This is a genomic window from Colwellia aquaemaris (assembly GCF_057548755.1).
This window is the reverse complement of the sequence record NZ_BAAJLV010000004.1, coordinates 111,628-131,168: the sequence shown is the minus strand read 5'-3', so window position 1 is coordinate 131,168 and position 19,541 is coordinate 111,628. Positions and strand designations below refer to the sequence as shown.

Sequence of the window (19,541 nt, the reverse complement as noted above, 5' to 3'; positions counted from 1 at the left end):
GAAAAAATGGCTAAAAAGGCGCGCATTTGTTCTACCTTTACCCTGCTAACAAAATGGAAAATTTGTTAGTTTTGCTTGATAAAATTCAACAACTTTCTCCACTTCCTGTTTTCGCTCAAGACACCGTCATTGTGCAAAATGCTGGTATGCAACACTGGCTTAATATGTCGTTAGCTGCGCAGCGCGGTATTAGCATGAATATGCAATACAAATTACCGTCTCAATATTTATGGAATTTGATCAGAAACCTAGCCAGTGAGGAAGATGTTCCAGAGCAGTCACCATATTCACGAGAAGTGCTTGCCTGGCGTATTGACACCTTGTTGGCGTCAAATGAAGTACTTAATGATGATACTTACCACGTTGCTACTGAGTATTGGCGCACTCATAGCAAGAATAATAGCAGTGAAAGCTATAGTGAAGCAGAGCAACTAAAGCGTTATCAACTTGCTTGTCAATTGGCTGATTTATACGAGCAGTACTTAATTTTTCGCCCAGAGTGGATACATGCTTGGCACCAAGGAGAATTTATTGCATATGATCAACCACAACAACTTACTCCAGATGGCTGTATCGATAGTGATGAAAGCAGTGCTATTTGGCAAGGGAAATTATGGCAGTTATTAGTAAACGAGCAGCCATATGATCCCCACGAGTTAGTGACACTAGCCATTGCTAACTTAAATTCCTTAGACTTGAACGATAAAAAAAATAGCAGGGTACAATTGCTGCCCCAGCGTTTATCCTTCTTTGGTATTAATGCCATGGCACCATTGTGGCTTGAGTTTATTCATGCGCTAAGTGAAAAAATTGATGTTCACTTCTTTCATCTAAACCCGTGTTTTGCTTACTGGGGCGATGTGGTAACTGAAAAGCACGCGATTGAATCATGGCTCAAAGGTCAAGATTTTAGCGATAACACTGAGCGTGAAAATGTAGCAAATTCAAATTTTAGTGATAATTTGGCTGATATCAATCGCCAAGTTGGAAACCCTTTATTAGCAAATTTAGGCCAGCAAGGCCGAGAATTTATGGCATTGCTGTATCAATACAGTACGGTGAATATTGAGGTGTTTGAGTCAGCCGTTGCTGATATTGAAGCAAAATCTGCTAGCGATGAAAATCTTGATACAAACCTTAAAAATGACAAGCTGTTAACGGCGAAGGCCAGTGTATTATCACTTGTACAGCAAGATATTTTATCTTTGTCAGATGCTCGCCATATGCCTGAAATAAGGGCACAAGTTGATGATTCTATTGTTATTACTAGTGCTCATAGTGCCTTGCGTGAAGTGCAAGGTTTGCACGACTGGCTTTTGCATCAATTTAATCAAGATAAAAATTTAACACCTAAAGATGTTTTAGTGATGTGTCCGCAAGTTGAACAGTATGCCCCATATGTGAATGCTGTTTTTGCCCGCGGCTGGCAAGATATTTCGGATGAAGTGCCACCATTACCTTGCTCAATTGCCGACCGTATCAGCAAAGATGCTGAACCTTTAGTTGCAGCATTTGCTGAACTTTTAAAATTACCCGATAGCCGATTTCAAGTCTCTAGTTTAATTGCATTGCTGCGTTTACCAGCAATGCAAAAGCGCTTTGCCATCAATTTAGATGATATTGAAAAAGTTACCCAATGGCTTGATGCCGCCTCTATACATTGGGGTTTAGATAAAGCACATAAGCAGCAAGTTTTGGCACAAAGTCAAGCTGAAATTGCTCAAGAATGCCCGTCGCCTGAAGCCAGTGTATCTGACAGTTTTACTTGGCAACAGGGGCTTTCGCGCTTAATGCGAGGTTTTGCTTTTAGCGATCAACGGGTGATTTATCAAAATCAAATGTTGTTACCCAATATTGAAGGTAGCGATAGTGAGTTGCTTGGTAAGTTAATGTTGATCATTGAGCAGTTGCAAATATCAGCTATAAACATGTCAAAACCACGCTCTGCAACGCAATGGCAAGTATATCTTTTAGACTTTCTACAACAGCTGTTTGATGACGAAAGTGACAATGGGTTAAGTATTATTCAAAACGCCATAGAGTCATTAGTTGAATATTGTCAACATGCTGCCTACAGCAGTGATATAAGTTTGTCGGTTATTAGAGATTACTTAAATGCCCATTTTAGTCAGCCAGATCCTGGGCGGCAGTTTATGATTGGGCAAGTTACCTTTTGTTCTATGCTGCCCATGCGCAGTATTCCATTTAAAATTATCGCAGTACTTGGTCTAAATGACGGTGAATTTCCACGTCAGCGTCAACCCTTAAGTTTTGATTTAATGGCAACAACGCCGGCAAAACTGGGTGATAGATCCCGTCGTGGTGATGATAGATACTTATTTTTAGAAGCCATTATCTCGGCAAGGCAAGCACTATATTTAAGCTATCAAGGTCGGAATATTAAGAATAATAAAGAGCGTCAGCCCTCATTAGTACTAAAAGAGCTAATGGAATATTTGGCGCGTGGTTATGGCTGGCGCTTGCTTGGCTTGAATGAAGGTACAGATCAAGAGTCAGGTGAAACATTAGCTGAACACATCAGGCAATTGCCAATGCAGGCATTTAGTGAGCAAAATTATCTTGGTCGTTATGCAAGTTTTGATGCAAATTGGCTACAGCTAAAGCGTCCTAATGAGCAAACCAGTAACAGTGATGTACAAAAAAATGTCATTAATGAGGCTCAAATAGAGCAGAGTCTAAAAGTGACAAGCGAGTTGTTATCGGCCAGTGAACTTATTGGTTTTTATCAACATCCAGCCAAGTACTATGGTCAACATTCGCTTTATTTATATTTACAACAAAATGATAGCCTTATTAATGATGTAGAGCCTTTTATTGCTAATAGACTTGATAGCTATTTGTTGCGCCAGGAATTACTCAATTATTATTTGTCTGAACAGCAAAATGACTCTATCTGTGAAGATATTCTGCTTAGCGCTAAGCTTTCTGGCAACTTACCTGACCTTCCTAATACCGATGCGTTACTACAAGGTTGGCAAACCGACAGTGAAGACTTTAGCCAGTTTATACTCACAGAATTGTCACAAAACCAAGCAATTACGCTGGAACCGGTTGATTGTAGTGTGAACATAGAGTTAAGCCTGGACAATATTGTCCAGCAAGATTTGTTTACTGGCGAGGAAGTCACTCTTTTAAAAGCCAGTTTGCCCAACACTATTACCTTAAATACTAAGTTGATTGTTGTTGATAATAAAGCGCTGTTCTATCGTAGCAGTAGTGCTAAAGCAAAAGACTTATTTACCCTTTATTTACATCAGCTTATTGTTCAAGTTGCGCAAACAGAGCAAACCATCAGCAATCAAGATTGTTGGGCTAATATCGCTACCACTCATGGTTACTACTTTGATACTAAAAGCCAAAAACCTAGCCAATTTTATTTCAGCGATATTGTTGATGCGAAAAGCCAACTGCAAACATTAATCGCCATTTTCTATTTAGGTCAGCAGCAACCCTTGTTACTAAATGGTGAACTGGCTGAAAAAATAAGAAAAAGTAAAGTTTTTGAGCACGCTCAGTTTGAGCAGTTTTGGACAGATACCAATAGTTTTCAGCCCTTTGGTGCTGATCCATATATACAATATTTTTGGCCTTCACCGCCACATTTTGATGATATTTCAGCAAGACTATTCACTATATATCAACCTATGTTTGATGCATTGCAAAGCGTAAAAGTGACGAAAAAGTCGACCTCGAAATCGGAGGCAAAATAATGAAAAATTTAAATGCCAGTACGATTGCTTTATACGGTAAACATTTAATTGAAGCGAGTGCAGGTACAGGTAAAACCCATAATATTACCCGTATATTTTTGCGCTTACTGCTAGAAAGAGCGCTGCCAATAGAACAAATATTGGTGATGACGTTTACTAAAGATGCCACAGAAGAAATTCGAGGCCGTATTGATGACTTTATTCGAGATAGCCTGCACAATTGGGACGATTTGATTGTCAACGATGACTATTTTATCGCGCTGAGCAATAATCTTGCAGAACAAGGTGTTAGTAGCGCGAAAGTCAAAGCACGATTAACACAAGCTTTACTTTATATCGATGAAGCGGCAATTTTTACCATTCATGGTTTTTGTAAGCGGGTATTAAATCAATACGCTTTTACCAGCGGTGTTAGTTTTAATGCGCAAATGGAAACTGATACCCAAGATATTACGCTAGAAGCCTGCCAAGACTGGTATCGTCTACTTGCTTTGGGCTCTAAGACAAACGAAAGCCAAGCAGTAGAAACAACGTCATTAGCAAGTAAATTCAACCATACAGATTTTCATTTAGTGACTGAGTTTTGGCCAGAGCCAAATAGTTTTATTAGCCAGTTCTCGAAAGCGTTAACTGGTCATAATGCCTTAAACGTACAGGCACCAGAAAATATAAGTATTGAATTCAAAAGCTTAGTTGAACAAGCTATGGCCAGCTTAAATCAACATAAAGACATGCTAACGGCGTTACTTATTGATGTTAAAAAGGGAGCGGAAAGAGCAAATCGTCAACAAGAATTAGACTTATTATTAGCTTGGTTGGCTGATTTATCGAATGATGTTGAAGGCCAACATAGAAAAATGCCTGATGCGTTTATTGACGGCAGACGTTTTGCCCGTTCAAAAGCCAAAAGTGAACTTGTTGAAATATTTAGCAGTGTTAACACTGTTAAAAAGCAACATCCAGCTTTGGCAAAGCATATCAATCGTGCTAAGGCCTTGTTGGTGGTGCGACAAGGAATTTATCATATTCGTCAACAAATAGTGCGAAAAAAATTACATGCCAATGTGCTGGGCTTTGACGATCTTATTACGACATTAAATAACTGCCTTGTTAATGAAAAGTCGACTGACAAAGAGGCGGTGCTTGCTAATAGTATTTTTTCTCAGTTTCCAGTTGCCTTAGTTGATGAATTTCAAGACACTGACCCGCAGCAATTCTCGATATTAAAAGCAATATATTACCATCAACCACAAAGCGCCTTGTATATGATTGGCGACCCAAAGCAAGCCATTTACGGTTTTCGCGGTGGTGATATTTTTGCCTATTTATCGGCTCGGAAAGATTGTGATCATCAATGGTTAATGGATACTAATTGGCGCTCAAGTGCGGAGATGATCACAGGCTATAATCGATTATTTTATGGTAACCATTTATCAAAACCTGCGCAGGATGTTTTTGGCTATAACATACCTTACTTACCGGTAAATGCTTCTCCGAAAGCAGCAGGTAAAGTCTTTTCTGATAGCCAGTTTAATGCCTTACAGTTTGTGCATTTTAATGTTGAACAAGAAAGTAAAAGTGGTAAAGATAAAGCTGTTAAACAAAGCTATCGCGCTAATATGGCGCACTGGTGTGCTAATGAAATTGTTCGTTTATTGGCAAGCCCTGAACTTAACATTGTTAGTGGTGATATTGCCTTACTCGTACGAGATGGTACAGAAGCGGCAAATATTAAACAGGCGTTAAATGATTGTGGCTTGGCAAGTGTGTTTATGAGTAATAGAGCCAACTTATTACAAAGTGAGCAAACCACGCAGCTGCTACAAGTGCTAAAAGGTATTTTATTTCTAGAAAACGACCGACTTTATACTGCGGCATTAGCTAGCCCACTAATGGGCTTTAATCGTGAAAAACTTATCGCATTGCAGCATGATGAACATCAATGGCAGCAATTAAAAATTAGCTTTGAAAAGCTGCGAAACGAATGGCAATACAAAGGCTTTATTAGCATGGCGTTGCAGCTGATGCATCAGCATTTTCATTTGGTTGGCGATGATAATTCACCAGACAATAATCTCGACAGAGCCCTAACTAATTTACTGCACTTATTTGAATTATTGCAAAGTGCCAGCCAGCGTCATCGCCAGCCGCAAGAATTACTGTTTTGGTTTGAACAGCAAAGCCAAATTGATAACCCTGAAGTAGAAGCAGAATTGCGTTTAGAAAGTGATGAAAACTTAATTCGCATTATTACTCAACATGGCTCGAAAGGGATGGAATATCCTGTAGTTTTTGTACCATATGCTACCCGCCATAAAGACCCGCTTAAATTTGGCAACCGTAACGTAAGCTTAATAGAGTTTCATGATGAACATGGGACTTTACAGCATAGCCTTGATGGCAATGAAGCAGCAAAAGCAAGTATGGCAGCAGAAGCCTATGCTGAGGCTATTCGCTTGTTATATGTCGCGGTTACTCGGGCAGAAAAGCGTTGTTATATTTTAAGCTCGGCATTTGAGCATTTCGACAAATCTCCGTTAGGCAAAAGCTTAAAGTGGACAGCTGATACGGATATTCCGGCTCAGTTAATGCAATTAGCACAAGATAACCCAAATGAGATAGCACTAGAGGTGCTCGACAATTATAATGTTAGCAATGAACTTGATAACTCATGTAACGACAGTGATGTTAACGAGCTAATTAGTAACAAAGTTGCTAATTTTAAAACCGAATCTCGAGCATCGGTGGCAAAGTTTAAAGGTAAAATTGAACGAGATTGGTGGTTAAGTTCTTTTTCAGCGTTAAGTAAAAACTTACGTCACGACGGTGTTTCATCACCCGATCGCGATACCCAAATACAAGTGAGCGCGGAAGAACAATCTAGTCATAAAGCAATGTTAAATACTGAGCCAGAGCTGCGTTTTACCTTAACTAAAGGGGCTCAAACCGGTAATTTGCTGCATGATATTTTAGAACATACAGATTTTTCTGCACCCAACTGGCAAAAAAGCTGCCATTGGCCGCTATTAAAATACGGTGAAAGTAACTTAGCAGTACAAGGTAATGGTGAAGTATTACTAATCCAATGGTTGGAAGAAATACTACGAACACCGTTAAATAATGAACAATTATCACTAGCTGAACTTGACCATTATGATACTTTACGTGAAACCGAGTTTTATTACCCAATGCAAACAGCAAGTAGTCGATCATTAATTAAACTGTTGACCGAACATCGAAACCACTTTTGTAATACACCAGCAAGTCAGTATAAAAGTCGTAGCCATGTTCACTTACCGTCCTATCAACAGCTTAAAGGTATGATGCATGGTTTTATTGATTTAATTTTTCAAGCCGATGGTAAATATTATGTTTGCGATTACAAGTCTACGCATTTAGGCGAGCAATATAGTGATTATAATCATTATGCTATGCGAGAAAATATTGAAAAAAATCATTATGACTTACAATACCTTATTTATTCATTAGCGCTGCACCGTCACCTCAAATATACGCTGGCAGATTATGATCCTGAGCAACATTTTGGTGGCGTTTACTATTTATATTTGCGTGGGATGACAGACCAAACAGAGCATCAAGATTGTGGCGTTTACTATCGTCAAATTAAGGTGGCTGAATTATCGCAACTTGATAATATTTTTGCTGGAGAAACAACCGATGCCTGAATTAGCGGATAGCATGACCATTGCCGATAATAGTAATAGCATGGTTTCAGTGTATTCATCGTTTAACCATGCAACAAAATACTTAGCGGGCTTAGTTGCAGTCGACTACTTTTTTGCCAGAGAAATTAGCCAATGTATTACGGTCACTGACAATATAGCCATCGCTCATCAGGTAAATACCGAATTGCAACAACAGTGGTTTCATTTGCTTGTTTTATTAAATGCTAGTCTACGAGATGGTCATAGTTGCCTACCTATTAGTGAAGTTGCAGGTAAACGCTTTTTTATTGGCGAACAAACACCAATTAAAGCGCTAGAGCCTGTTACCACTAACGGTTTTTTATTCAAAGATTTGCCAGTACTTATTTCATTATTAACACAATTAACCATTACTGAAGAGGCTGAGCAGCCAATTGTATTTAGTCATGGGCGATTATATTTAAGGCGCTACTACCAGTTTGAACAGGAGTTAAAACAAGCGGTCGCTGAGCGTAGGGCTATTAATCAAGTATCAGAGCAACAATTACCAGCTGGTGTAAATACTATTAAAGCGATAATTACGCAATTGTTTGCTGACTCGGTAACGAATGGCTCAAGCAAAAGTTCTGATATTGATTGGCAAGCCTTAGCGGTAGCCAATGCCATTAACAAAAACTTTGCTATTATTGCCGGAGGCCCAGGTACGGGTAAAACCTATACTGTGACTAAGCTTTTAGCAGCATTGTTGATGTTGTCGTTAAAAAATCCGCATAGTGTCGACATACCAAGGATTTCACTTGTTGCACCAACTGGTAAAGCGGCACAAAGATTGTCGGAATCTATTATCAATGCTGTTAAAGGTTTTCGCGGCATTATTGATGATAATGTGCTTGACCTAATACCTGAGCAGGCGCAAACCATTCATCGATTGTTAGGTGTTATTCCTGAACAAGTTAACTTTCGTCATCACCAAGATAATTTATTGGCCGTAGATATTCTACTTATAGATGAAGTATCTATGGTTGACTTACCTATGATGACTCGCATTTTTCGAGCCTTACCTGCTCATAGTAAAGTCATTCTACTCGGTGATGCTGACCAATTACCTTCGGTTGCGGTTGGCAGCGTATTAGCTGATTTTGCGCCGCGGCCACACCCCGGCTTTAGCGCAAAAAATTTCCAATATCTTGCAGAAGTTACAGGTTTTGCAGGCTTAAGTAAGCAGCAAAGTGATATCGAAAATAAGCAAGAATACAGTATTGCCGACTGTGTTACTTTCTTGATGAAAAGCCGACGTTTCGACGGCGAAGGTGGCATTGGAAAAATTGCTAGCTATGTAATTAATGGTCAATATCGAGAAAGTTGGCAGTTACTCAAAGACAGCCAAAGTACAAATCACAATGAGCTTAAAAATAACCAGTTAACATTGTTATCTGGTGCGGTTGAAAGCTGGCTAGCTCCGTTAGTAAGTCAATATTATCAGGCCTTATGTCAGTGCGATAACTTAGCGGATGCCTTTGCATCATTGGCAAAGTTTAGAATATTATCGTCAACACGAAAAGGGCCGCAAGGTGTTGAAAGTCTCAATGCCTTGGTAATGGATATTTTAAGAGCAAAAGGCGTTATTCCTAGCAAGCCGTTTGCATCGCAAAGTGATTTGTATCCAACTCAGCCAATTATGATCAGCGAAAATGATTATCGCCTAGGGCTTTATAATGGCGATATTGGTTTACTTTGGCGTAATCAGGAAGGGCATTTAATGGCGGTATTTGAAACTGCTGAGGGCGGCTATGACTGGGTAATACCATCACGTTTGCCCAAATTTGAAACGGTTTATGCCATGACCATACATAAAACTCAAGGTAGTGAGTTTGAGCACGTTGCTATGGTGTTGCCTGAGCAAAAAGACAATAAGTTATTGTCACGCGAATTATTATATACTGGTATTACCCGAGCAAAAGTAAAATTGAGTATCGCCAGTTCAGAAGCTATTTGGCACAGTGGTGTTAGTCAGCAAGTTATTCGCTATTCCGGATTAGCAATAGATAAATAATTCTCGTAACCGTTAAGGCTAGTTAAATAGCCATTATTTTAGTGTCGTTAAGAAAAGTTAAGTAAACCATGAATTTGAAAAATATTGAAAAAGCCATTTACCGTAAACGTTTAAATATTATTATTGTTAGTTTTATCGCCAGTTTATTAGTATTAGCATTAGCGTATGGGCAGGGACTCATCGCTTTATTCGCCGACACAATGCCTGCGACAGTTGAAATAACTACCGCTACTACGGCAGAAGCTGGCAGCAACGTTGAAACTACAGAAAGTAATTTTAAGTACAACTTTCTTGGTGTTGTATTGGCATTATTAACATGTGCGTTAGTGCTGCATAGATTGCGACATAGTGAATTTTTCACAGAAGTGTTTTATGTTTGGCAGATAAAGCAGCAACAGAACTTTATTTATCGTAAGCTAAAAAAAATAAAAGCCGCAGCGGCAAATGATGATATTAATGCCTTGATTATTCTAAATTTCTATTATGAAAGTTTAAAGCAAGTTTACCTGCTAGATGACAATACTCTAACAATGTCTAAACTAAACAAAGATATTACCGATTTGCAAAGTCAAATCGATAATAAACAATTAACAATATCGACTGAGCAATACCAACAAAGTATGCTGCAAGAGTTTTAATAAAAACAGCGTACTTCATAATAATATAGCTAAAAATAAGGACTTTATCATGATAGGTTATGTTACGTTAGGCACCAACAATTTAGAGCGAGCTGTGGCGTTTTATGATGAACTGCTAGGTACAATAGGAGCAGGTCGTTTTTTGGAAACCGAGCAGTTTGTGGCATGGTCAAAAGGGCCAGATCAAGCGGGGATTTCAATTACTAAGCCGTTTGATGGCCAGCCAGCAACTGTAGGCAATGGTGTTATGGTTGCTATTATGCTTAATTCGACCGACGAAGTTGATGCTTTCTATCAAAAAGCACTAGAGCTTGGAGCTACATGTGAAGGTCCTGCTGGACCTAGAGGAGAAATGGAAGGCTTTTATGCAGGTTATTTCCGTGATTTAGACGGCAATAAACTTAATGCTTTTTATTTAGATATGCCAACGGCTTAAACAATAATGCGTTAACAGGCTTGGGTAAGACTTTTCCTAAGCCTTATTGTCATTTTTATAAGTAATATAGGATAAAGCACCACGAATGAAGAAGTTAAAAAATGAAAATGAGCTATTAAAGAAAGCCATTGTAATTGGCGAGAATTATGCAAAAAATCGTGGTTATAAAGGCTTTTCAGCAACTAACGCCGCGAAAGAAAAAGTTGAAGCTTTATATCGTTTATTGGTAAATGATAAACTTATCCAGCCTTTACCCAAAGATGGTGAAGACTTAGCAAGCATGAAGCACAAGCTGGCGCTATGGATTGCTAAACAATTACCTGAGAATCATCCACTGCTGAAGTAAAGACTCAAAGCATAAGTTTTTAAGATAGCCCGTCGATACTTGTTATCAAACCAACTGGCTGCTGTAGCCAGTTGAGTTTTTCTCAATTGCATCATTATTTTTTCAAAATAACTGCTTAAATGATGTAATGAACTAACCGTAAATTTAAAAGTAAATTAGTGCTATGAACCGTAAAAAGAAAATTAACCAAACCTTGAAAGCTAAGGTTAAAAAAATGAACGCCAAGCGTCAAAAATCGAATAAGCCAAAATATATTTCTAAAGCTGAGCGTGCTGCGATTGCCGCCAAAGAAGCAGAGGCGAATGTTGACAGTCATTCGTTAGCAGATTCAGAAGAAATTGTGATTGAAAATGCAACCCAAAGTGCTGAAGAGTAAACTCGCAAAACACAATAAAGATAAATCAGTAGCCAAGTTAAAAAACGCATTAATGAATTTGAGTGGCCACTATAAAGCTGGCAGAGATTACTAATAATAGATAGGGGTTAATAACAAATATGGAAATAAACTCTAGTCAAGCAAGAAAAATTGTCGTTTTTGGTAATTCAGCGTCAGGAAAGTCGAGCTTAGCGAAAAAACTAGCGGCAGAATATCATCTAGCGCATTTAGATTTAGATACTTTAGCTTGGTTACCAACAACCGATAGTAATCCTATTCCTCAGCGGCAAAGTATTGCGGTATCGGTTGCCGAGATTAATAGCTTTATCAACCAACACCAAGAGTGGGTTATAGAAGGGTGTTACAGTGATTTGCTAGCGCAAACTTTAGCAAAATGTAGTGAAATAATTTTTATGAATTTGCCGATTGAACTTTGCATTACAAATGCTAAAAATCGTCCTTGGGAGCCACATAAATATGAAAGTAAAGCTGCGCAAGATGCAAATTTAGCTATGTTAATTGACTGGATTGCTCAATATGACCAGCGCACAGACACCTTTTCAAAATTAGCACATCAACAGCTTTATGATGAGTTTGCAGGCAAAAAAACTCAGTATATTAATAACCAGTAATGATAAATTAGTAAGTTAATGAGTTCGAATACTTTTATACTCAAAATTGGCGCTTAAATATCCAAACTCTGATCAGGCTAATTTTTTAGTCGTTATTCTCTAAAGCCTAAAATATTAGCTTCTAATAGCTTTTGTAATGGTTGGGGGCGATAGCTATTTTCAATAGCTTTTAACTCTCCCGATTTTTGTAATTGTAAAATAGCTTGGTTGATAGCGATTAAATCACTTTTATCAATAGATTTGTGACTAAACATCAAAGACGCTGGGCTAATATGCAGATTGTTACCAACTAATGTTACCTGTTTATACCTTTCTTTACCCAGGTGAAGATAAAATATGTCAGCATCTACTAACAGTAGACTGCCTCTACTGGGTTCAATAAACAGTAATTCTGTCGCACGTTTGGCATCAGGGTACGCGGTATAAAGCCGCTCTTGTTGCCATTTGCTACGCAGTTTTTCAAATTCTTCACCATACCAACCACTTACAGGACCAATCAAACGTAACTTTTGCTCGAGCGCGTCAGCTATATTAAATGTAGGTGGAAGTTCAAGCTGTTTTCGACTAAATAAACCAACAACTTCATCACGATAAGGAACACTAAAATATGCGTATTCTTGTCGCTTAACGGTTTTGGACGCACGGATCATAACGTCAAATTTACCCTCTTGCAGGCTTCTTAAAATTCTCTCTCCAGTCATGGGGGCTAGGTGCCAACGAACTTGACAACCAGCTTGGGTTAAAATCTTTTTAGCCAGCATTGCGTCCATGCCAGCCACTTGTTCATTGTTATCGAGATAAGCTGAGGGAGGGTGCAAATCTAAATGTACTGTTAAAGTTTTATTACACCTGACTTCAGCAGTTTCGCCATATGGGGAAAAGAAAACCGCCAATACAAAACTGACTATCAGGTTGAACTTTCCAGCTAGACTGGATAAATAATTCATTTGAGTAATTGTTACTTCCTTAACTTATTAATATTGACAATGATACCTCAATTAATATCACAAGCTTAATTGGCATCGAGGGGAGGGTATCGGAGTTAAAGTTGATTGTCGCGTAAGCATACAATTATGTGGAATTAATTTCGATAGTATACTTTTCTTAATGCTTAACAATTTCAATTTATAATAACGTCATGTTTTTAGTTTGTCATTGCTATGGCAGCAGGTAAACGGCAAATAATCTGATTTAAGGAAAGGATCTATATTCATTATCCAAGTTTTTTTTCGGTGGTTTATATTCAAGTAATGACGCATGAGTAGGTGTTCAAATTTTGGTTATTAACGATAAATTAGTAGCAGTGAATTAGAAATCTGTGTCATAAATTGGTTATTTCTGCTTTCGTGATTTATACCTACAAAGCTATTGGCTGCAATGGTGAGTTTTGGGCCTTAATCATTCTTAAGATTAGTAACTCTAACTGCTCTTTCTCATTTGCGGAAAAGCCGTCAAAAAATTTCTCGTTGACCAAAGCAGCTTTTGCAACCGCTTCTTTGGTAAGTGCTCGTCCTTTCTCTGTTAAATAAACTAGATGTGCTCTTCTACTTTTTGGGTGAGAGCAACGCTCTACAAGCTTCATCTTTTCTAACGTATCTAATAAACGAGTTGTAGTGTAGTGTGCAGTATTACTGCGCGCTGTTAATTCAGATTGGGTTAAGCCATCTTCATTCCACAATACAAGTAGTGTTGGCCATTGGTTAATACTTAAACCTATTTGCCTTAGCTCCTTGTCTAAACTCGTACTCATGCTTTCTGCCAATACGGCTATTTTCCAGCCAAAGCTCATATGAATAAACACCCTTTAAACACATCAAATAACAACAAAGTAATATCCTTAGTTCAGTAGGTTAATAGTTAAGGTCACAAGCAATATGGTCATCATCAGTAACATAGCAGCTCGACGTTTGCTGGCGAGTTCTGGACGAGCCGAAGATATATTGTTTGTAGAGCCCGTAATCATTGCCATAAGCAAAGGCTTGCCTTTGAGTTTATAAACCAATATCGCTAACACATGAAAGCAACTGCATATTATTAAGGTCCAGGCAATAATTTCATGATTGCTTTTTAACATCTTAAGCGTTTGCCTTTCAAACAAGCTTTTACCATCGATAAACTCCGAAATAACAACCCCAGATATGATCTGAAATAATAGTAATATCAGCATACTTAACACCATTAATGCGCCTAGAGGATTATGGCCAACACTCTGTTTAGCGTTACCTCGCACATACGCCAATATTTTACTAGCGCTAGGTATAAAGTTTACAAAGCGCGAGGTGTCACTTCCGATTACTCCCCAGCCAAGGCGCCAAAATACTAATACAGCCAAAGCAGCCCCAAACCTTTCATGTAATTGTTCTGAGCCAAATAACTCGAAGCCACTCAAGGCCAACACCATAAAGATAAGTGCTTGAAGCCAATGATAAATTCTTGTTGGCAAGTCCCAAATTTTCAAAATATATACCTTACAAAATATAGTTGCATTTGCAAATGTATCATATGCAAGTTATAGTGTCATCATATTTAATTTGATCGATAAGGAAGAAGATATGAAGAATTGGTTGTCTATTGGCTTAATTACATTGCTTTTTAATTGTCCAAGTTATGCTGAACAATTAGTCGTCGACGAGCGTCAGCAACTTTATAAAAAAATAGAAGATGATTCTGAGTTATTAGAAGATTTTGTTGACGATGCAAACTGGGTAAAGTCCGCAGAGCTTGCTAATCGCCTAGCAAAAGATGTTTTAAAACTTAAACAATTATTTCCTGAGCATTCAAAAGGAGATGGGCGAAGTAAAACAAAAATTTGGGCAAATTGGCCTGATTTTGAGAATAAATTGGATAACTGGTCTTTGCTATATCTGCAAGTCGAAAGCGCCAGTAAAGTTCGCGACATTAATAAATTAGAGCATGCTGTAGATACGGCAAATTCAACTTGTCGTTCATGTCACATGAAATATCGTTCACTTTGGTAACCGGAGAAAGACTATGAGAAACACACTAATCAAGATACACGCAGCATCTGCAACCACCGCGCTGATACTTATATCAATATTTTTCATTAGTAGCATAGTGTCAGAATTAATCGGGGACCAAGCACTAATTATTACAGTTAAGACCTATATTTTTTACGCTATATGGTTCGTTATTCCTGCCATGGCTATTGCCGGCGGCACAGGCCATAAACTAGCGCCTAAGGCGAAATCAGGTGTGATAGGCAAGAAGAAGAGCCGGATGCCATTCATCGCGGCAAATGGAATTTTAGTACTGACCCCTGCCGCTATTTACCTAAAAATGCTAGCAGAATCGGTAAGTTTTGGTACTACATTTTACATAGTACAAGGAATTGAGTTATTCGCTGGTTTTACCAATATAAGTTTGATGTCTTTAAACTTAAGAGACGGGCTTAGTATCTCTAAAAATAAAAAACGCAACTAAAAACCATATTTTTCATAACACTCAAAAAAACATCACAGGGCGAATATCACAGTTATAGTCTGTCTAATTAAAGGACAGCTATAGTATTAAACCTGACATTCGTCCGCCATCATTCTTAGTGTAATAATCGCTTGTCTAAAACAATCAAAATACAATATCCATATTGGCATTCACTTTACCTTTCTCCATTCAAAACCTACACTTAAGTTGTTTATTCTACAATTCGATTCATGTTATTAAGGTAGCAAATGATATTCACTGCTCATGGAAACTACTCTGTAGCGTTACAAAACAACATTTTAACACTTGAGCTTATCGGTGGCTTTAATTTGGAAGGTGTACAGAAAAGTTGTGCTGACGCTTTAAAACTTGCCAAAAGCAAAAATTTAAATAGCTGGCAAATGTTACTTACATTAGATAAAGAAACGTTAATGGTTTGGGAAGCAATTGATGATATCAGGCAATTTCTTCTATTATGTAGTGAACTTGGCTGCCAGTTTTTCGCGTATACTATTGTTCTTGAATCGCAAGAAGTCATCATTGATAAGATCTTCCAAACGTTGAATTTAGAATATAAGTGCTTCTCTAAAAATTCAGATTCACTGCAATGGCTACAAGCAAACCAATTAAATTGAGATGCTTTTCTAAAGTAAAACTTTCTCATTGCCAAAGTAAATTCATTGACATGCTAAAACTTTAATTATCATGCGCTTAATGTCATTTGGTTATTGCTACTTTAACCAATACCTACATTTCTATTTGCTAAAATTTTCAGTAATAACTTTTTTATCTGGACTTGTTCATCAGACGAAAGTGCCGACATAAATTCAGCGTTACAGTCAATAGCTTGTGCAGTAGCAGTTTCTTCAAGGGCTTTGCCTTTTTCGGTAAGGTAAACCAAATGCGCCCTTCTACTGCTCGGATGAGGATGCCTTTTTACTAATGCTAACGACTCAAGAGAATCTAATACCCGAGTAGTTGTATAATGTGCTGTGCTGCATCGGGTCGCGAGTTCTTTTTGCGTTAAACCATCCTCTTCCCAAAGGGCAAACAGTGTTGGCCACAAACCCAAATTCAAGCCGATTTCTTTTAGTCGCTTATCGAGGCTATCAGCCAAATCAGCTCCCAATACAGCTACTAACCAGCCAAAACTACTGATCCTAGGTAATTTAGCGCCATCGCGTTCTTCTGCCAATTGATGATCCCCACAACATAAAAATCTGGCTGTAATTTTACGCTAAAAAGTATGGCCACGGTACTAATTTATATACACAGCTTTTATATACTTTTATCTAGCTTCAGCAATTTTTAATAAAAGCGACTAACACTTATTGATTACTTGCCTTTACAATTATATCATTAGCAACCATTGCATTTGCAACTATACTTAAAAAATGCAATATTATTTATTGCACAATGACGTTAACTAGTGATTTCTGGCGGAAGAATGACACGCTTTCCTATCAGAGCACTTGTCAGTTAATCACTGATTAATGAGAGAACAAACAATGAAAATTTATATCGCTCCACAGGTTAAACAACTGCAAAAAAAACTAGGCTCCTTGGTAGCTGTATCAGTATTAGCTGGGTGTACGACAGTTGGTTCAGATTTTATTCAGCCAAAAGTTGATGTTCCAAAAAAGTGGTCATTCAATAACAACGAGGAAGCATCAAAAGCTACAGGGAAAGCTTGGTGGTTAAACTTTAACGACTCAACGCTAACGGCTTTGATTTCTCAAGCTGAACAGGAAAACCTTAGTTTAAGACAGTCAGCATTAAGAATTGTCGAAGCAAGGGCTATTTTAGGGCTAACTAATGCTAACAATCTTCCTAATATAAACCTCAATGGCAACGCTTCAACAACCAGCCAAAGTGAGCATTCCTCACCGTCACCATTAGATAATAACGAAATGTATTCGCTAGGATTTGATAGCAGCTGGGAAATAGATGTTTGGGGGCGATTGTTGCGCCAACGAGAGTCTGCTAATGCGAGTCATCTATCTTTGATGGCAGACTATGGCGATATGTTAATTTCGGTAACGGCGGAAGTAGCGAGTAATTATATTGGGATACGAACACTACAACAACGTATTTCACTATTAAAAAACAATATTGAATTGCAAGAGCGTTCACTGGAAATCGCACAAGTTTGGTATAAAAATGGCGGACGAACCGAATTAGATCTACAACAAGCCCGTGCCTTAGTATTTGAAACGCGTTCACAACTTCCCTCCTTAGAACAACAATTATACCAAATGGAAACAGCACTCGCTGTTTTACTCGGTACCCACAGAATGGCGATATTGGCAAAGTTAAATGGCTCTTTGAGCATCCCGCAATTTGATGATAAAAATGCGGCGAACATTTCTGTAGATCTGCTCAGACGTAGGCCCGATATACGCTCTGCTGAATATTTGGCAAAATTGCAAAATGCCGAGCTTGGCGTTAAAGAGGCAGACTATTACCCAACATTTTCACTTTCTGGAAGCTTAGGGTATTCATTAACAACGGGCATTCCAACGCTTGCTGGCGGTTCTTCAGGTAGTTCAACCAGTGACTTATTGAGTAGTGACGCACTCCAATATACTGCCGGATTAGGGGTTTCATGGAATATATTTAACTTTGAACGCGTTGCTAACAATGTGCGAGCCGCCGACGCTCGACTACAACAGGCGATAGAAGCTTATAAGTACACGGTAATTAGCGCAGTAAAAGAAGCAGAAGACGCGCTAGTTTCACTAGATAAATCGACACAGATAGAGAGTCATCTATCTCAAAGTGCACAAGCCTATGACCGCGCAACCTCGTTGGCATTAGAGCAATATAAAGATGGCGCTACAGATTACCAGTCAGTACTAGACTCTTTACGCCAACTGGTGAATGTCAGGCAAAACCAAGCTCAAGCCAAAGGGCAAATAGCGTTAGATGTTGTCTCTTTATTCAAAGCAATGGGTGGTGGATGGGAGTTAAATGACTCGATTTCATTAAACAAAGCGACCATTTCTCAAATGACACAAAGAACAGATTGGGATAATAACCTTGAGAACTAATCTATCCTTATACATACAGCGATAACACAAAAACAGTATTTTTCGGAGAACAGAATGAAATTTATCCCAAGTATCAACCGTAGTTTTACCACCTTGATAGCCCTTGGAGTGTTAACTGCTTGCCAACCGGCAGCACAGCCACAAAAAGAAGTAGTACGTCCAATTAAAGCAATGCAAATCGGCTCTGCTGAAAAAATTGCAGGGAAAAGTTTTCCTGGTGTTGCAAAAGCGACACAAGAAGTTGACCTGTCATTTCGAGTATCGGGCACACTCGATAAAATGCCGGTAAAAATAGGGCAAGAAGTGCGTGTTGGTGATGTATTAGCTGTGCTTGACCAAAGAGATTTTGAAGTTGAAGTCGCCAATGCTAAAGCAGGATTGGCCAGTGCAAAAGCGCAACTAAAAAATGCAAAAGTAGAATATGAAAGGGTTTTACGCATTCAAAAATCAGATCCAGGTGCAGTTAGCCAATCTACTATCGACTTGCGCCAAGCGACTTTTGAACAAGCAGATGCTGCTCAAGCGTCTTCAGAGGCCCTATTAAACGCAGCAGAAGATAAGCTAAGTTATGCCACCTTAAAAGCACCGTTTGATGGTGTCGTCGTGCAACGTTTCGTCGACAATTTTCAAGATATAAATAGCAACTCTGCGATTTTTCGCGTGGTCGATATGTCTAAAATCGAAATGGACGTTAATATTCCTGAAAACTTAATTTCAAACTTACCTTACGTACAAAATATTCGAGTAACATTCGATGCTTTCCCTAATGTCACCATACCGGCAAAAATTAAGGAAGTAAGTAACGAAGCATCGCAGTCAACTCGCACATTCCAAGTGCGTATAATTATGGAGCCACCGGTTGGTATTGATATTCTTCCGGGTATGTCAGGTAACGCAACAGGTGATGTTATTCGTGCTACTGATGGCAACCAACCCGTTATCGTGCCGTTAAAATCAATATTTAGTTCTACAGATGCCAAAACAACTTATGTATGGCTATATAACCAAGACTCACAAACCGTCACTAAACACAAAGTACAAAAAGGCAATTTAATAGACCAAGGGGTAACCATTACCCAAGGCCTGAAGTCTGGAGACTGGATAGCGACAGCGGGCGTACATTTTTTAACAGAAGGGCAAAAGGTTCGTCTACTAGAAAGTGAAGGAAAGTAA

The 19,541-nt window shown here is 38.6% G+C and carries 17 protein-coding genes; 13 read left to right on the top strand and 4 right to left on the bottom strand.

The annotated features are described in order from the left end of the window. Positions 1 to 26: 26 nt before the first annotated feature. From recC to AC27HL_RS12450, 8 genes are all read left to right on the top strand, one after another. Positions 27 to 3,731 carry an exodeoxyribonuclease V subunit gamma gene (gene recC, locus AC27HL_RS12485; RefSeq protein ID WP_487081334.1) on the top strand — a complete coding sequence of 1,235 codons (3,705 nt, stop codon included), beginning with the start codon at positions 27 to 29 and terminating at the stop codon, positions 3,729 to 3,731. Beyond that, positions 3,731 to 7,417 carry an exodeoxyribonuclease V subunit beta gene (gene recB, locus AC27HL_RS12480; RefSeq protein ID WP_487081333.1) on the top strand — a complete coding sequence of 1,229 codons (3,687 nt, stop codon included), beginning with the start codon at positions 3,731 to 3,733 and terminating at the stop codon, positions 7,415 to 7,417. Before recC ends, recB begins: the two co-directional genes overlap by 1 nt. Next, positions 7,410 to 9,449 (top strand): exodeoxyribonuclease V subunit alpha, encoded by a 2,040-nt coding sequence (gene recD, locus AC27HL_RS12475; protein ID WP_487081332.1) that lies wholly within the window; start codon positions 7,410 to 7,412, stop codon positions 9,447 to 9,449. The genes recB and recD overlap by 8 nt, the downstream gene beginning before the upstream one ends. A 68-nt stretch (positions 9,450 to 9,517) precedes the next feature. After that, positions 9,518 to 10,087: a DUF3087 family protein gene (locus AC27HL_RS12470; RefSeq protein ID WP_487081331.1), complete on the top strand. Its 570-nt coding sequence runs from the start codon at positions 9,518 to 9,520 to the stop codon at positions 10,085 to 10,087. 49 nt (positions 10,088 to 10,136) lie between these two features. Then, complete coding sequence (locus AC27HL_RS12465) at positions 10,137 to 10,523, top strand: VOC family protein (RefSeq protein WP_487081330.1); 387 nt, start codon at positions 10,137 to 10,139, stop codon at positions 10,521 to 10,523. 85 nt (positions 10,524 to 10,608) lie between these two features. Further along, positions 10,609 to 10,869 (top strand): DUF5062 family protein, encoded by a 261-nt coding sequence (locus AC27HL_RS12460; protein ID WP_487081329.1) that lies wholly within the window; start codon positions 10,609 to 10,611, stop codon positions 10,867 to 10,869. 163 nt (positions 10,870 to 11,032) lie between these two features. Beyond that, positions 11,033 to 11,245 (top strand): DUF2986 domain-containing protein, encoded by a 213-nt coding sequence (locus AC27HL_RS12455; protein WP_487081328.1) that lies wholly within the window; start codon positions 11,033 to 11,035, stop codon positions 11,243 to 11,245. Positions 11,246 to 11,364: 119 nt separating this feature from the next. Beyond that, on the top strand, positions 11,365 to 11,877 hold the full coding sequence (locus AC27HL_RS12450) for a P-loop NTPase family protein (protein ID WP_487081327.1): 513 nt from the start codon (positions 11,365 to 11,367) through the stop codon (positions 11,875 to 11,877). Between the two features lie 92 nt (positions 11,878 to 11,969). Here the strand turns inward: AC27HL_RS12450 and AC27HL_RS12445 are convergent, their stop codons facing one another. The 3 genes from AC27HL_RS12445 to AC27HL_RS12435 all read right to left on the bottom strand — a co-directional run bounded on the left by AC27HL_RS12445 (position 11,970) and on the right by AC27HL_RS12435 (position 14,335). Further along, complete coding sequence (locus AC27HL_RS12445) at positions 11,970 to 12,824, bottom strand: substrate-binding periplasmic protein (protein WP_487081326.1); 855 nt, start codon at positions 12,822 to 12,824, stop codon at positions 11,970 to 11,972. A gap of 410 nt (positions 12,825 to 13,234) precedes the next feature. Next, entirely contained in the window at positions 13,235 to 13,666 is a 432-nt protein-coding gene (locus tag AC27HL_RS12440) for a MarR family winged helix-turn-helix transcriptional regulator (RefSeq protein WP_487081325.1), read from the bottom strand. A 48-nt stretch (positions 13,667 to 13,714) separates the two neighbouring features. After that, entirely contained in the window at positions 13,715 to 14,335 is a 621-nt protein-coding gene (locus tag AC27HL_RS12435; RefSeq protein ID WP_487081324.1) for a cytochrome b/b6 domain-containing protein, read from the bottom strand. Positions 14,336 to 14,429: 94 nt separating this feature from the next. Here AC27HL_RS12435 and AC27HL_RS12430 point away from each other — a divergent pair, with 94 nt between their 5' ends. The 3 genes from AC27HL_RS12430 to AC27HL_RS12420 all read left to right on the top strand — a co-directional run bounded on the left by AC27HL_RS12430 (position 14,430) and on the right by AC27HL_RS12420 (position 15,953). Beyond that, entirely contained in the window at positions 14,430 to 14,855 is a 426-nt protein-coding gene (locus tag AC27HL_RS12430; protein WP_487081323.1) for a cytochrome c, read from the top strand. A gap of 13 nt (positions 14,856 to 14,868) precedes the next feature. Continuing rightward, positions 14,869 to 15,318: a hypothetical protein gene (locus AC27HL_RS12425; RefSeq protein ID WP_487081322.1), complete on the top strand. Its 450-nt coding sequence runs from the start codon at positions 14,869 to 14,871 to the stop codon at positions 15,316 to 15,318. Positions 15,319 to 15,566: 248 nt separating this feature from the next. Then, positions 15,567 to 15,953: a hypothetical protein gene (locus AC27HL_RS12420; protein ID WP_487081321.1), complete on the top strand. Its 387-nt coding sequence runs from the start codon at positions 15,567 to 15,569 to the stop codon at positions 15,951 to 15,953. Between the two features lie 101 nt (positions 15,954 to 16,054). Here the strand turns inward: AC27HL_RS12420 and AC27HL_RS12415 are convergent, their stop codons facing one another. After that, on the bottom strand, positions 16,055 to 16,513 hold the full coding sequence (locus AC27HL_RS12415) for a MarR family winged helix-turn-helix transcriptional regulator (RefSeq protein WP_487081320.1): 459 nt from the start codon (positions 16,511 to 16,513) through the stop codon (positions 16,055 to 16,057). Positions 16,514 to 16,826: 313 nt separating this feature from the next. On the opposite strand from AC27HL_RS12415, the gene AC27HL_RS12410 reads away from it, so the two are divergent. Next, entirely contained in the window at positions 16,827 to 18,368 is a 1,542-nt protein-coding gene (locus AC27HL_RS12410) for an efflux transporter outer membrane subunit (RefSeq protein WP_487081319.1), read from the top strand. A gap of 54 nt (positions 18,369 to 18,422) precedes the next feature. Next, complete coding sequence (locus AC27HL_RS12405; RefSeq protein WP_487081318.1) at positions 18,423 to 19,541, top strand: efflux RND transporter periplasmic adaptor subunit; 1,119 nt, start codon at positions 18,423 to 18,425, stop codon at positions 19,539 to 19,541.